This window comes from Microbacterium immunditiarum (assembly GCF_013409785.1).
Classification (GTDB): domain Bacteria; phylum Actinomycetota; class Actinomycetes; order Actinomycetales; family Microbacteriaceae; genus Microbacterium; species Microbacterium immunditiarum.
Window position 1 is genome coordinate 1,471,183 of the sequence record NZ_JACCBV010000001.1, and the last position, 14,251, is coordinate 1,485,433.

14 protein-coding genes are annotated in these 14,251 nt (G+C 69.0%); 8 read left to right on the forward strand and 6 right to left on the reverse strand.

Going from position 1 to position 14,251, the window contains the following annotated elements:
* Positions 1 to 16 precede the first annotated feature (16 nt).
* Positions 17 to 421, reverse strand: coding sequence for a GlcG/HbpS family heme-binding protein (locus tag BJ991_RS06635; RefSeq protein ID WP_179488549.1), 405 nt, complete (start codon positions 419 to 421; stop codon positions 17 to 19).
* Between the two features lie 43 nt (positions 422 to 464).
* Positions 465 to 1,682 carry a formaldehyde dehydrogenase, glutathione-independent gene (gene fdhA, locus BJ991_RS06640; protein ID WP_179488551.1) on the reverse strand — a complete coding sequence of 406 codons (1,218 nt, stop codon included), beginning with the start codon at positions 1,680 to 1,682 and terminating at the stop codon, positions 465 to 467.
* Positions 1,683 to 1,849: 167 nt separating this feature from the next.
* Between fdhA and BJ991_RS06645 the strand changes: the two genes are divergently transcribed.
* The gene (locus tag BJ991_RS06645; protein WP_179488553.1) at positions 1,850 to 2,353 is read left to right on the forward strand and encodes a 2'-5' RNA ligase family protein; all 504 of its coding nucleotides are present in this window, start codon (positions 1,850 to 1,852) and stop codon (positions 2,351 to 2,353) included.
* A gap of 24 nt (positions 2,354 to 2,377) precedes the next feature.
* On the opposite strand, the gene BJ991_RS06650 is transcribed toward BJ991_RS06645, so the two are convergent.
* A complete protein-coding gene (locus BJ991_RS06650) occupies positions 2,378 to 3,046 on the reverse strand; it encodes a YqaJ viral recombinase family protein (protein ID WP_179488555.1) in 669 nt (222 codons plus the stop codon).
* 297 nt (positions 3,047 to 3,343) lie between these two features.
* Between BJ991_RS06650 and BJ991_RS06655 the strand changes: the two genes are divergently transcribed.
* From BJ991_RS06655 to rplL, 3 genes are all read left to right on the forward strand, one after another.
* Positions 3,344 to 4,327: a hypothetical protein gene (locus tag BJ991_RS06655; RefSeq protein ID WP_179488557.1), complete on the forward strand. Its 984-nt coding sequence runs from the start codon at positions 3,344 to 3,346 to the stop codon at positions 4,325 to 4,327.
* 403 nt (positions 4,328 to 4,730) lie between these two features.
* Complete coding sequence (gene rplJ / locus BJ991_RS06660) at positions 4,731 to 5,246, forward strand: 50S ribosomal protein L10 (RefSeq protein ID WP_179488559.1); 516 nt, start codon at positions 4,731 to 4,733, stop codon at positions 5,244 to 5,246.
* 41 nt (positions 5,247 to 5,287) lie between these two features.
* Positions 5,288 to 5,677, forward strand: coding sequence for a 50S ribosomal protein L7/L12 (rplL, locus tag BJ991_RS06665; RefSeq protein WP_179488561.1), 390 nt, complete (start codon positions 5,288 to 5,290; stop codon positions 5,675 to 5,677).
* Between the two features lie 79 nt (positions 5,678 to 5,756).
* Here the strand turns inward: rplL and BJ991_RS06670 are convergent, their stop codons facing one another.
* A complete protein-coding gene (locus BJ991_RS06670; protein ID WP_179488563.1) occupies positions 5,757 to 6,812 on the reverse strand; it encodes a substrate-binding domain-containing protein in 1,056 nt (351 codons plus the stop codon).
* 258 nt (positions 6,813 to 7,070) lie between these two features.
* On the opposite strand from BJ991_RS06670, the gene BJ991_RS06675 reads away from it, so the two are divergent.
* The 4 genes from BJ991_RS06675 (at position 7,071) to BJ991_RS06690 (ending at position 13,106) form a co-directional block, all read left to right on the forward strand.
* On the forward strand, positions 7,071 to 8,405 hold the full coding sequence (locus tag BJ991_RS06675) for an ABC transporter substrate-binding protein (protein WP_179488565.1): 1,335 nt from the start codon (positions 7,071 to 7,073) through the stop codon (positions 8,403 to 8,405).
* 99 nt (positions 8,406 to 8,504) lie between these two features.
* Entirely contained in the window at positions 8,505 to 9,638 is a 1,134-nt protein-coding gene (locus tag BJ991_RS06680) for a carbohydrate ABC transporter permease (protein ID WP_179488567.1), read from the forward strand.
* Complete coding sequence (locus BJ991_RS06685) at positions 9,638 to 10,609, forward strand: carbohydrate ABC transporter permease (protein ID WP_179488569.1); 972 nt, start codon at positions 9,638 to 9,640, stop codon at positions 10,607 to 10,609. Before BJ991_RS06680 ends, BJ991_RS06685 begins: the two co-directional genes overlap by 1 nt.
* Positions 10,610 to 10,679: 70 nt before the next feature.
* Entirely contained in the window at positions 10,680 to 13,106 is a 2,427-nt protein-coding gene (locus BJ991_RS06690; protein WP_179488571.1) for an HAD-IC family P-type ATPase, read from the forward strand.
* Positions 13,107 to 13,112: 6 nt separating this feature from the next.
* Here BJ991_RS06690 and BJ991_RS06695 read toward each other — a convergent pair whose 3' ends face one another.
* Together BJ991_RS06695 and BJ991_RS06700 are read right to left on the reverse strand one after the other, a co-directional pair.
* Positions 13,113 to 13,553: a hypothetical protein gene (locus BJ991_RS06695; protein WP_179488573.1), complete on the reverse strand. Its 441-nt coding sequence runs from the start codon at positions 13,551 to 13,553 to the stop codon at positions 13,113 to 13,115.
* 16 nt (positions 13,554 to 13,569) lie between these two features.
* Positions 13,570 to 14,244, reverse strand: coding sequence for a DUF305 domain-containing protein (locus BJ991_RS06700; protein WP_179488575.1), 675 nt, complete (start codon positions 14,242 to 14,244; stop codon positions 13,570 to 13,572).
* Between the last annotated feature and the right edge of the window lie 7 nt (positions 14,245 to 14,251).

Consider the following 14,251-nt stretch of genomic DNA (forward strand, 5'->3'; position numbering starts at 1 on the left):
ATCCGTCTCCGCCGCTCTAGAGAGCTGCCGCGCCCGCCTCCGCGACCGTCTGGTCCTGCTCGCCCGAGCCGCCGCTCACGCCGACAGCGCCGACCACCTTGCCGTCACGCGTGAGGGGCACGCCGCCCGCGAAGATCGCGACGCCGCGGCCGTGCGCGTTGGTCGTGTGGATGCCGAAGAACTGCTGCGTCGGCTGCGAGTTGTCGCCGAGGTCCTTCGTCGAGATGTCGAACGCGCGCGAGGTCCACGCCTTGCTGATCGAGATCTCGATGCTGCCGATCCACGCGCCGTCCTGCCTCACGTGCGAGACGAGGTTTCCGCCGGCGTCGACGACGGCGATGTTCATGGGCTGGCCGATCTCGTCGGCCCGCTTCTCGGCTGCGGCGATCACACGCCGGGCGTCTTCGAGGGTGATGGACATGGGGTGTTCCTTTCGTGGTGTCGGGGTGGGTGTTCGCGTCGCGTCAGGAGGTGATGTACCCGTTCGGGTTCAGCACGTACTTGCGTGCCGCTCCCTTGTCGAAGTCGGCGTAGCCCTGCGGCGCGTCATCGAGGGGGATGGGCGTCGCGTTGACCGCCTTCGCGATCTGCACGCGGTCGTGCAGGATCGCCATCATGAGCTGACGGTTGTAGCGCATGACCGGGCACTGGCCGGTGGTGAACGACAGCGACTTCGCCCAGCCGAGTCCGAGGCGCAACGACAGCGAGCCGACCTTCGCCGCCTCGTCGACGCCGCCCGGGTCGCCGGTCACGTAGAGCCCCGGGATGCCGAGCGCGCCGCCTGCCGCGGTCAGGTCCATGAGGGAGTTGAGGACGGTCGCGGGAGCCTCGTGGCTCGCGTCGGACCCGTGGCCGCGGGCCTCGAACCCGACGGCGTCGACCGCGCAGTCCACCTCGGGCACGCCGAGGATCTGCTCGATCTGGTCCTTCGGGTCGCCCTTGGACACGTCGGCCGTCTCGGCGCCGAAGGATCGCGCCTGCGCGAGGCGCTCGGGGTTGAGGTCGCCCACGATGACGACGGCCGCGCCGAGCAGCTGCGCGCCGGCGGCGGCGGCGAGTCCGACCGGCCCCGCGCCCGCGATGTACACGGTCGAGCCGGGCCTGACCCCCGCCGTGTACGCGCCGTAGAAGCCCGTCGGGAAGATGTCGGACAGCATCGCCAGATCGAGGATCTTCTCGAGCGCCTGGTCGCGGTCGGGGAACTTCAACAGGTTCCAGTCGGCATAGGGCACGAGCACGTACTCGGCCTGTCCGCCCACCCAGCCGCCCATGTCGACGTACCCGTACGCACTGCCGGGGCGGTCGGGGTTCACGTTGAGGCAGATGCCCGTCTTGCCCTCCTTGCAGTTGCGACAGCGCCCGCACGCGATGTTGAAGGGCACCGACACGATGTCGCCGACTTCGATGAACTCCACGTCGGGGCCCGTCTCGACGACCTCGCCGGTGATCTCGTGGCCCAGCACGAGTCCGACGGGTGCCGTCGTGCGGCCGCGCACCATGTGCTGGTCGGAACCGCAGATGTTCGTCGCGACCGTCCGCAGGATCGCGCCGTGGGGCACCTTCCGGCCGACGTTCGCGGGGTTGACCCCGGGACCGTCCTTGAGCTCGAACTCGGGGTAGTCCGTGTCGATGACTTCGACGACCCCGGGGCCCTTGTAGGCCACAGCTCTGTTCGCAGACATCCTCGTCCTTCCTCGCGGCCGAGGTCTTCCGGGAGTCGGCCGCATCGCCGATTCGGGGCGCCGACGCGCCTCGGCATCAGCATTTCCCTTCGCGTGGGGTGCCGCAATAGGGGTCGTCCTCGCGATGTGCGGATGCGCGGCCGCGACGACGGCGAGAGGATGGGTGCGTGTTCAGCGTGGAGCTCGTGCTCGATGCCGAGGCCGAGCGCGCCGTGCGCGAGGACTGGGATCGGCTCCTCGCCGCCGACCTGCCGAGCGCCGGCCGCAATCCGGCGCCGAGCAACCGGCCTCACGTGACGCTCGCCGTGCGGGGCTCCCTGGATCCGGCGATGTTCGCCGACGTCACCGAGCTGCTCCCTGTCCCGATCGAGCTCGGCGGCGTGCTGCTGCTCGGCCACCGGGACCGGTTCATCCTCACGCGCCACATCGTCCTGAACCGGCCGCTCCTCGAGGTGCACCGCGCCGTCGCCGAGCTCGCCGGTCCGCCCGAGCCGCGCTACTCGAACACGGCTCCGGATCGGTGGACGCCGCACGTGACTCTGGCGCGCGGGCTCACCGCGACGCGCCTCGCGACCGCGCTGCGCGTCATCTCGCACCGGCACGTCATGGGCGAGGCGACCGGCTTGCGCGTGTGGAACGCGCAGGAGCGCGTCGTCACGACGCTGAGGTGAGGCCGGGGTCTGTCGACTGCCCGGTCAGTCGGCGAGCGCGAGAGCGCGGAACGGCTCGCGCGGGGCGACGGGCTGCGGCATCCGCTCTTCCCTCCGCGCCGACCCCGCCACGTGACGGCGGTGCAGCTCGTCGATGAGCGCCGTCGCCAGGCGCACGAGCTTCGCGATCTCGCCGTCGTCGCGATAGACCCACTGGCACCGCGGCTCGTCGTCGATGGGCACGAAGCCGTCGTGCTGCTCCCAGGCGACGAGCGTGCGCTCGGCGCCGAGCACGTGCTGCTGCCACCACACCTGGCGAAGGTACGACCGGGGGATGCTGCGCCACGGCTTGTTGGTCGTCTTGATCTCGGCGAGCGTGATGCGCCCGGCCGAGTCGACCGCGAGTCCGTCGGGCGTCGCGAGGTGCCGCTTCTCGACGACTGCGTGGAAGAGGGCCGTCGAGGGGAGGATGCCGTGCGTCGCGGCGAGCCACCGCGCGATCTCCGGCTCGCGCTGCCGCCCGTGAGCGGTGTACGCGTTGCCCGAGAATCCGGTGCCCGATAGGCCCAGCTTGGCGTCGGCGGAGCGGGCGATCGCACGCTCGGACGTGAGCGCCGCGACATCCGTCGCCGTGATCCCGCGCGATCGCGCGCGCACCCACGCCACCCGATCGCGGGAGTCCGCGACGATGCGGGCGGCGAGTTCGGGGGTCACGCGTTCGAGGGTAGCCCGGGTGACGGACGTCCGCGGGGTGCGACCCGCGGGCGGTTCCCTTCGTCTCCTCCCTCTCCTCCCTCTCCTCCTCTTCCTCGCGAGTGCACGACTTCTCGTCGAGCGCACGACATGCCGACGCGAGGTTCCCGTGCGGTCGACGAGAAGCCGTGCACTCGCGGAGGACGGGGATGGCAGGAGGGACGGAACCGGTCCTGAACAGGCCCGAGCGAACGCCGATTCTCCACAATGCGCGCGGGCGAAGCCGATGACGCGGGTGCGGATGCCGGACGGTGAAGAGTGCCTCGAATCGTCACCGTTGCAGACCTCGATCCGCTCGTCCTCTCGCGCGAGGACCTGCTCGTGCTCGGCTCGACCGAGCGAAGCATCGCCGCGGCGGTGGCGACGGGAAGGCACCGTCAGATCCGGCGCGGCTGGTACATCGGCGCGGACGAGTGGGACGAGCTCTGGCCGGAGGGTCGCCACCTCGCTCACGTCATCGCGGTGGCGCGCGATGCGCGCGGATCAGCGGTGATGTCGCATGAGTCGGCGGCCGTGCTGTGGGGGCTGCCGCTGTATCGCCATCGCCCATTGCGGGTGCACATGACGACGTCGTCGCCGCAGCGAATCTCGAGCGCCCCCGATGTCATGCGCCATGTCGCCCCTCTGCGGCCGACCGATGTCGCGGTATGCGACGGTATTCGCACGACCTCGCTGGAGAGGACTGTCTTCGATCTGCTTCGCACGCTCCGCCCCGAGCCCGCGCTCGCCGCGGCCGACGCGGCCGAGCGGAAACGAGCCGCGCGCGAGCGCGAGTGGGACCTCGACAGCCTTGCGTCGTGGCGCCGTGAGCTGCAGCAGATGATCGACCTCGCGTCTGGAGCACGCGGCATCCGTCAAGCCCGCCGCCTGGCGCCGGTGAGCGACGGCCGTGCCGAGTCGCCGGGCGAATCCGTGAGCCGTCTTCACCTTCTGCGTCTGGGGTTCGAGACGCCGTCGCTTCAAGCGGCCGTGCCCGCTCCTCACGGCGGCTCCTTCTATGTGGACTTCGGTCTCGATGACGTCGATGCCTTCGGCGAGGTCGACGGCAGGAGCAAGTATCTTGACGAGTCGCTGCGGCGCGGCGTTCCCCTCGAGCAGGTGCTTCTCGCGGAGAAGCAGCGCGAGGACTGGATCCGGGGAACCACCGGGCGCCACCTCGTGCGGTGGGAGGACGAGCACATCCGAACGCCGTGGCACCTGGCCGAACGCCTCGCGGCTTTCGGCATTCGTCCACCCCGCTGACCGCCGGGTGGCGCGCTCGGGCGCGGCGACTGCACGACTTCGCGCCGAGTGCACGGCTTACCCACGCCGGCAGGCCGTGCACTCGAAGGGAAGTCGTGCACTCGACGAAGAGGGCGAGGGGGAGTGGGGAGGGAGCGCGCCGATTTGGGGGAAGCCGCGGGCTCCCGTAGACTGGTGTGCGCCGAAGACCGCCGGTCATCGATGTGCGCGCAAGCGCATGACGATCGAAGCTCTGCGATGCAGGGGCCTGCGCAGGTGACACGAACGAACTCCTGGGATTCCAGGCCGAAGCTCCGTGCGCTTGCGCCGGAGCTTTTTCCATTGTGGGCGAGATCAGATGAGCGGATGCCTCGGGCACGGCGCCCCGCCACCGCGGAGCGTCTCGTAAACACAAGGAGTGGCCATGGCGCAGAAGGAAGCATCGGTCGCCGAGCTCACGAAGCATTTCGAGGACTCGACCGCCGTTCTGCTGACCGAGTACCGCGGTCTGACGGTGAAGGAGCTCAAGGAGCTCCGCAACAGCATCCGTCAGGACGCGGAGTACGCCGTGGTGAAGAACACGCTGACCAAGATCGCCGCGAACAACGCGGGGATCACGTCGCTGGACGATGACCTCAAGGGTCCGTCGGCCATCGCGTTCGTGCACGGTGACCCGGTCTCCGTCGCGAAGGGTCTGCGCGCCTTCGCCAAGGCACACCCTCTTCTCGTGATCAAGGGCGGCTTCTTCGACGGAAACCCCCTGAGCGCGGACGAGGTCAACAAGCTCGCCGACCTCGAGAGCCGTGAAGTCCTGCTGGCGAAGCTCGCCGGCGCGATGAAGGCCTCGCTGACCAAGGCGGCATACGTCTTCAATGCGCTCCCGACGAAGGCCGTTCGCACGGTCGACGCGCTGCGCGAGAAGCAGGAGTCCGCGGCCTGACATCAGGCCCGGCGTGAATACCCCAATCAAGGAGAAACATCATGGCTAAGCTCAGCACCGAGCAGCTGCTCGACGCGTTCAAGGAGCTCACGCTCATCGAGCTGTCGGAGTTCGTCAAGGCGTTCGAGGAGACCTTCGACGTCACCGCCGCCGCGCCCGTCGCGGTCGCCGCCGCCGGCGCCCCCGCCGGTGGTGCCCCCGCCGAGGAGGCCGAGGAGAAGGACGCGTTCGACGTCATCCTCGAGGCCGCGGGCGACAAGAAGATCCAGGTCATCAAGGTCGTCCGCGAGCTCACCTCGCTCGGCCTCGGTGAGGCGAAGGCCGTCGTCGACGGTGCTCCGAAGGCCGTGCTCGAGGGCGCGAACAAGGAGACCGCCGACAAGGCGAAGGCCGCCCTCGAGGAGGCCGGCGCGACGGTCACCCTGAAGTAATTCAGCGTTTCACGCGTCACGAAGGCCCCCGGGTTCGCCCGGGGGCCTTCGTCATGCCCAGGCCCGTGCGCCCGGCGTGTCATGCGCCGGAGCGGGGCGTCGCGCGCATGTCGACCGCCATCGCCGACTCGAGCGAGTCCGGGTGTGCGGTCGAGGTCCGCATCACGAGCGTCGGCTTCAGGCGCACCTCCGTCGGCGGGAGCGTCGGGTCGGAGAGGTGGCGTTCCAGCAGCGCGACCGCGGCCGTGCCCTGCTCGCGCGGCACCTGTCGCAGCGTCGTGAGCGAGAACATCTCGGCGTACTCGTGGTCGTCGATGCCGACGACGCTCAATTCGCTGGGGACCCGGATGCCGAGCCGCCGCGCCGCGATGATTGCGCCGATCGCGACCTCGTCGCACACGCCCACGATCGCGCTCGGGCGGCGGCGGGCGTCGCCCAGCAGATCGACGGCCGCCGCGTAGCCGCCGGGACACGTCACGTCGGAGGGCACGTGCCGCACGTGGTCGGCGAGTGCGGCATCCGTCATCGTCTCGATGTAGCCCGACATGCGGCGGCGGTCAACGTGGGCCCAGTGGGCCGTCGACCCGCCGCCGAGGAATACGATGTCGCGGTGGCCCAGGTCGATGAGGTGCTCGGTCGCGCGGCGCGCCGCGTGGCCGTCGTCGATCGACACGACGCTCGTCGCCGAGGTCGCGGCGACGACGCTCACGACCGGACGCTCGAGGGCGAGCATGCGCTCGAGCTCCTCGTCCTCCGGCTCGAGGCCCACCGCGATGAGCCCGTCGAAGCGCTTGCGCGCGAGGAAGTGCTCGAAGATGCGCCGACGCCCCGCAGTTCCCGGCTTCGCGTCGTAGAGCGCGAGGTCGAGCCCGCGCTCGAGGAGCGCGTGCTGGATACCCTCGAGCACCTCGGCGAAGAACCACCGGTTGACGTAGGGCATGACGACGCCCACGGTCTGCGTCCGGCCGGTCGCGAGGCTGACCGCACTCGTCGACGGCACGTAGCCCAGCGTCGCGGCCGCCTCGGCCACGCGATCGCGCGTGCGCTCTGAGACGTAGCCCGAGCCCGTGAGCGCGCGGCTGGCCGTCGACTTCGAGACGCCGGCAAGGCGTGCGACGTCGGCGATGCCGGCCACCGGACACCTCCCTCGGTCCTACGCGCCGTCGCGCACCAGGGCACCGGCCCGCGGCTTTTCGGGAACCGGTTCCATCCCCATCCTGCCGTGGAAACCGTCCACGCGCTAGGGAGAGTCGTGGGGTTTATCGACTTGTGATCCCATGCGATTGTGCGGATGCACCGCATCCCCTAGCGTGATTCTGGAATCGGTTCCCGAAGTTCCTTGCGCCGGTTCGGCGGGTCATTCGCATCCCGCACATCTCAACGAGGAGGACCAATGAAGACACAGAGACGGGGGAGGCTCCTCATCTCGGTGGCCGCGGCAGGAGTCGCGGGTATCGCCCTCGCCGGGTGTTCCGGCGGCCCAGGATCGGGCGGCGGCGGTGACGACGAAGGTGGCGGCGGCGACAACGTCGTGACCATCTACGGCACGATCGCGGACACAGAGGCCGAGCTTCTCGAGGAGTCGTGGGCCGACTGGGAGGAAGAGAACGGCATCGACATCCAGTACGAGTCGTCGAAGGAGTTCGAGGCTCAGATCGCCGTTCGCGCCCAGGGTGGCAACGCACCCGACATCGCGATCTTCCCGCAGCCGGGTCTGCTCGCCGACATGGCGACGCGCGGCTTCTTGAAGGAGGCGCCGCAGAGCGTCGCCGACAACGTCGCGGAGTACTGGACCGATGACTGGGCCGGCTACGGCACGGTCGAGGGCACGCTGTACGGCGCGCCGCTGATGGCGAGCGTCAAGGGCTGGATCTGGTACTCGCCTTCCACGTTCGAAGAGAACGGCTGGGAGATCCCGACCGACTGGCAGGGCCTGCTCGACCTGACGGCGCAGATCCAGTCCGACATCGGCGGACCGCCGTGGTGCGTCGGCTTCGGCTCGGACGCCGCGACCGGCTGGCCCGGCACCGACTGGATCGAGGACGTCGTCCTGCGCCAGTCCGGCACCGAGGTCTACGACCAGTGGGTGGCGAACGAGGTGCCCTTCACGGACCCGGCGATCAAGTCGGCGTTCGATGAGGTGGGCAAGATCCTGCTCGACCCGAACTACGTCAACGCGGGCTTCGGCGGCCTCGACACGATCGTGACGACGCCGTTCGGCGATCCCGCCGCGGCTCTCGTGTCGGGTGAGTGCACGCTGCACCACCAGGCGTCGTTCTACGACGGGTTCATCACCGACGCAGGCGGCACCGTCGCCGAGGACGGCGACATCTGGGCCTTCATCACCCCGGGCTTCGGCGGCGAGACCGGCGATGGCGCGGTCGTGACGGGCGGTGGCGAGATCGTCGGCGCGTTCGACGACTCCGAGTCGACTGTCGCGGTGCTCGAGTATCTGTCGAGCCCCGAGTGGGCCAACAGCCGCGTGGGCCTGGGTGGCGTGATCAGCGCCAACAAGGGTCTCGACCCCGAGAACGCCTCGAGCGAGATCCTGAAGGCCGCGATCGCGATCCTGCAGGACGACACGACGACCTTCCGGTTCGACGCATCCGACCTGATGCCGTCGGCCGTGGGCTCGGGCACGTTCTGGCAGGGCATGCGTGACTGGGTGAACGGCACGCCGACCGACACCGTCCTCGAGCAGATCGAGGCAGGCTGGCCGTCGAGCTGACCTTCGTGAACGGGGCCGCCCTTCCCAAAGGGCGGCCCCGTTCCCTACCGTGATCGCTAGGGACGTCCCCGGGTCCGACGACGCACTCGAAAGGAATCCATGTCCGACTTCTTCAGATGGTTGAGCACGCTCAACCCGTGGCTGGAGATCATCGTGATCGTCGGGATCTTCCTCGCCGTGGTGGGGTTGATCCTGTTCTTCATCGAGATCGCGCCGCGAAAAGGACGGATGTACACGATCATCCGTCTCATCGCGTGCGTGCTCGGTCCCGTACTGGTGCTCTTCCTGCTCCAGTCCTGGGTCGAGGCGATGATCGCAGCGGCCGTGCTCGGCCTGCTTTTCTTCTTCCTGGACAAGCGCGCGCGCGATGGTGCGGGCTCGCTGTTCCAGTTGTTCGGGTTCCTGACACCCGCGATCGTCCTGCTGGCCATCGGGCTCATCGTGCCGACGATCCAGACCACGGTCCAGGCGTTCATGAACTCCCGCGGAAACACCTTCGTGGGCTTCGAGAACTTCGCGTGGATCTTCACGCAGCCGGCCAACGTGCGCATCGTCATCAACACGATCGTGTGGGTGCTGGTCGCGCCGATCATCTCGACGATCGCCGGTCTCGCGTACGCGTACTTCATCGACAAGTCCCGCGGTGAGCGGTACTACAAGATCCTCGTGTTCATGCCGATGGCCATCTCGTTCGTGGGCGCTTCGATCATCTGGCGCTTCATGTACACGGTGCGTCCGGCCGGGTCGAACCAGATCGGCTTCCTGAACCAGATCATCGTGTGGTTCGGCGGTCAGCCGCTGAACTTCCTGGCGGTCGAGCCGTGGAACACGCTGTTCCTCATCGTCGTCCTGATCTGGATCCAGACCGGTTTCGCGATGGTGATCCTCTCGGCCGCGATCAAGGGCGTGCCGACCGAGCAGCTCGAAGCGGCGGAGCTCGACGGAACGAACGCGTGGCAGAAGTTCATCAACGTCGTGGTCCCCGGCATCCGGCCCGCGCTCATCGTCGTCCTGACGACCATCTCGATCGCCTCGCTCAAGGTCTTCGACATCGTCCGGACCATGACGGCGGGGGCGAACAACACGTCGGTCCTCGCGAATGAGATGTACACCCAGTTCCGCAGCTTCGAGGCGGGGCGCTCGGCCGCGTTCGCGGTGATCCTGTTCATCCTCGTCCTGCCGATCGTCATCTACAACGCGGTGCAGCTGAAGAAGCAGCGGGAGGTGCGCTGATGAGCGCGGTGATGCCCGTCGATCTGCCGATCGACGAAGAAGGCCAGGACGAACTGAGCCGCGGCGCGCGCCGGGCCGACAAGATCCAGCTCGGGGCGACCAAGCGCAAGCTGTCGTCGCCGTGGGCCACTGCGGCTGCGCTCATCATCGCCGTCCTGTGGACCATCCCGACGTTCGGGCTGCTGATCTCCTCGTTCCGTCCGCGTGAGCTCATCCAGACGACGGGTTGGTGGACGGTCTTCGAGAACTGGGGCTGGACGCTCGACAACTACTCGACCGCCCTTCAGACGGGCAACAGCCAGCTGAACATGGCGGGTGCGTTCGTCAACTCGTTCGCGATCACCATCCCGGCGACGGTCATCCCGATCTCGATCGCGCTGCTCGCGGCGTACGCGTTCGCGTGGATGGACTTCCGCGGCAAGGACACGCTGTTCATCCTCGTTTTCGCGCTGCAGATCGTGCCGATCCAGATGGCCCTCATCCCGCTTCTGCAGCTGTTCTCGCAGGGCACGATCTTCGGGTTCCCCGTGATCGAGGCGTTCGGCTCGTTCGGCTACGCGCAGGTGTGGATCGCCCACACGATCTTCGCCCTGCCGCTGACGATCTACCTGCTCCACAACTTCGTCTCGGAGATCCCGCGCGAGGTGATCGAGGCGGCCCGCGTCGACGGCGCCGGGCACGGGCAGATCTTCTTCCGGCTGATCCTGCCGCTCACGATGCCGGCGATCGCGTCGGTCGCGATCTTCCAGTTCCTCTGGGTGTGGAACGACCTGCTCGTGGCCCTCATCTTCGCCGACGGCAACGTGGCCCCGATCACGAAGCTGCTGGCCGAGATGACCGGAAGCCGCGGACAGGACTGGCACCTGCTGACGGCCGGTGCGTTCATCGCACTGGTGGTTCCGCTGGTCGTCTTCCTGTCGTTGCAGCGGTTCTTCGTGCGAGGTCTGCTGGCAGGCTCCACGAAGGGATAATCGGTCACGACCGTACCGCGCGGCGCACGCTCCACGGGGCGTGCGCCGCGCAGTCATCGTGGCGGGACGAATGAGCGAGCTGATCGAGTCCGAGACGGATGCCGCGGCATCCGTCGACCCCGATGTCGGCCTGAGCGCCGCCGACGTCGCCGAGCGCACGGCGTCCGGACAGACGAACGCCTTCGAGACGCGCACGAGCCGGAGTGCCTGGTCGATCATCCGCGCGAACGTGTTCACGTCGTTCAACGGGATCGTGCTCGCGTGCTTCGCCGTGCTGCTCGTGCTCGGCCGGTGGCAGGACGCGCTCTTCGGGCTCATCGCGCTCGCGAACTCGATCATCGGCGGCGTGCAGGAGTTCCGCGCGAAGCGCGCGCTGGATCGCCTCGCGCTGCTCAACGCGCCACGTGCGCGCGTGCGGCGCGACGGCATCGAGACCGAGCCGCTCCCGTCCGACGTCGTCATCGACGACGTGCTCGTGCTCCGCGCGGGCGATCAGGTTCCCGCCGACGCCGTCGTGCTGCGCTCGCGCGGGCTGCAGGTCGACGAGTCGTTGCTCACTGGCGAGTCCGACGCGGTCGACAAGAACGCCGACGACGAGGTGCTGTCGGGGTCGATCGTGATGGCCGGACAGGGCGAGGCGCGGGTCGTGCGGGTCGGGGCGGGTGCCTTCGCCAACCGCATCGCCGCCGAGGTGAAGCGCTTCTCGCTCGTGGCGAGCGAGCTGCGGTCGTCGATCGATCGCGTGCTGAAGTGGGTCGGATGGGGCCTCGGCCCGATCGGGCTCCTCGTGCTGAACGCGCAGGTGATGGTCGCGGGCGGCTGGGTCGAGGCGTGGGACACGGGCGGCTGGGTGCAGGCCGTCGTCAACGCGGTGGCCTCGATCACGGCGATGATCCCGCTCGGCCTCGTGCTCATGACGTCGATCGCGTTCGCCGTCGGGGCGGCGCGCCTCGCGAGGCGCAAAGTGCTCGTGAACGAGCTTCCTGCCGTCGAGGGCCTCGCGCGGGTGGATGTCGTGTGCCTCGACAAGACCGGCACGATCACGCAGGGCGACATCCGCTTCGACTCCGCGCACCCGCTCGACGCCGTCCCGTCCGGGTGGGAGGGCGCCCTCGCGTGGTACGGCGCCGCGCCCGACGCGAATGCGACGGCGCGATGCCTCCGTGACCCGTACCCGCTCGCACACGAGCTCGACCCGGTGGCGTACGTGCCGTTCTCGTCGGCGCGCAAGTGGAGTGCCGTGACCTTGGCGCCGGATGCCGGCACCTGGGTGCTCGGCGCACCCGAGATGGTCCTCGGCGATGAGGTTCTCGAGGGCGACGGAGCGCTCGCAGGCCTCCATGGAGAGCTCATCTCGACGGGCCGCCGCACCCTTGTGCTCGCGCACACCGAGCGTTCCCTCACAGAGGCGGACGTCGACGCCGAGCGCCTGCCCGACGGACTGCGGGCGGCGGTCATCGTGGCGTTCCGCGAGACGGTGAGACCGGATGCCACCCAGACGCTCGCGTATTTCGCGGCGCAGGGCGTCGGCATCCGCATCATCTCCGGCGACCATCCGCGCACCGTCGCCGCGATCGCCCGCCAGGTGGGGATCGACGTGGACGGCGGCTTCGACGCGCGAAGGCTGCCCGACGATGACGACGAGCTCGCCGAGGTGCTCGAGCACAATACCGTCTTCGGGCGCGTGAGCCCCGAGCAGAAGCAGCGCATGGTCGTCGCGCTGCAGCGTGCCGGGCACACGGTCGCGATGACGGGCGACGGGGTCAACGATGCGCTCGCCATCAAGACCGCCGACCTCGGCATCGCGATGAACTCGGGCTCGGCGGCGACGAGGGCCGTCGCACAGCTCGTGCTCCTCGACGACCGGTTCTCGCACCTGCCCGGGGTCGTCGCCGAGGGGCGCCAGGTGATCGCGAACATCGAGCGCGTGTCGATGCTCTTCCTCACGAAGACGGTCTACGCGACCGGTCTCGCGATCCTGTTCGGCCTTCTCCTGCTGGAGTTCCCGTTCCTGCCTCGGCAACTCTCGATCACGGACGGCCTCACTATCGGGCTCCCCGCGTTCTTCCTCGCGCTGATGCCGAACGGGCAGCGCTACGTTCCCGGATTCCTGCGCCGCTCGCTCAGCTTCGCGATCCCCGCGGGCGTGATCATCGCGACCGCGCTGACGACCTACACCCTCGTCGCACGGTCCCTCGGGGTGCCCCAGCCCGAACTGCGCACGGGATCGACGATCATCCTCGCCGTCGTCGGGATCTGGGTGCTGACGGTGCTCTCACGCCCGATCACGCGCGTGAAGGGCCTCGTGATCGGCACCATGTTCATCGGGCTGGTCGGGATTTACACGATCCCGCTCCTCACGCGGTTCTTCGAGCTCGTCGACCCCGGAGAGACAGCCGCCTACCTCGTCGCGCTTGTCACGGTGCTCACGATCGGGGCGATCGAGATCGTGCGGTTCTTCCATCGGCGGTATCTCGCACGACGCTGGGATCTGTGACGTCGGTCACACGGGTGGCGGCACGACGGATGCCTCAGCCTCCGCGATCGCGCGAAACCATCGCGACCCCGGCGGAGCCCACAGCGCGACCACGATGAAGACCTCGACGGCGAGGACCACCGAAGCGACGAGATCCCACGAGTCCGTCGAGAAGATCGTGACGACCTGAAGCGCGGACTGGACGACGAGGTACGCCGTGACGAGCAGCCGCGCAAAGCGGCTTCCGCGGCTGAGTCCCGACGCGAGGGCGAGCGAGAGGAGCCCGAACAGGATCGTGCCGGCGCCGAGCAGCGACACCGGCAGCACGGCATCCGGCTCCACGCGGTAGCGGCTGAGCAGCACGAGCAGCCCGAGCGCGACGTTCGACAGCCCGCTCAGGTACACGAACACGACCGCGGCGGCGACGACGGCGGGACGCCGTGGCCGGGGACGGCTCGGAGCGGTCACGCGACCACTGTAGAGGTCAGCTCGTGCAGGCCAGTCGTGCCTGCACCGACTGCATCGCGTCGATCTCGGCCGTCTGCGCGACCTTCATGCTCTCGGCGACCGCGAGCACGCGCGGCTCCGACCCGAGCTCGAGCACCGCGTCGACCATCGGGATCGCGCCCTCGTGGTGACGGATCATGAGCTCGGTGAAGAGGCAGTCGGCGTCGGCACCCTCGGCGGCGCGGAGCTGCGCGAGCTCGGCCTCGCTCGCCATGCCCATGGCTTCGCGCATCTCGGCATCCGTCAAGGGCTCATCGGATGCGCCGGCCCCGTGACCGTGCTCGTCGTCTGCGCCGCTCATCCACGCCATCGGCGCGCCCCCGGCCTGCGGCAGCCCCCACTGGACGAGCCAGTCGAACATCTCGCCGCGCTGCGCCGACTGTCCGGTCGCGATGTCGTACGAGAGCGCCCGCAGCTCGTCGTCGCCGGTCTTGCGGTAGAGCTCCATCGCCATCTCGACGGCCTGCGCGTGATGCACCTGCATGTCGCGCGCGAATCCGGCCTCGGCGGAGTGGTTCGCGGGCGCGAGCGAGGGGGACGAGCCGAACGTCGAGAAGCGCCCGATCGCGAACGCGAGGGCGGCGGCCGCCAGCACGACGAGCGCGGGCACGAGCCAGCGCGCGGTGCGGGAGGGGCGCTCCGGGGCGGTCATGCCCGCG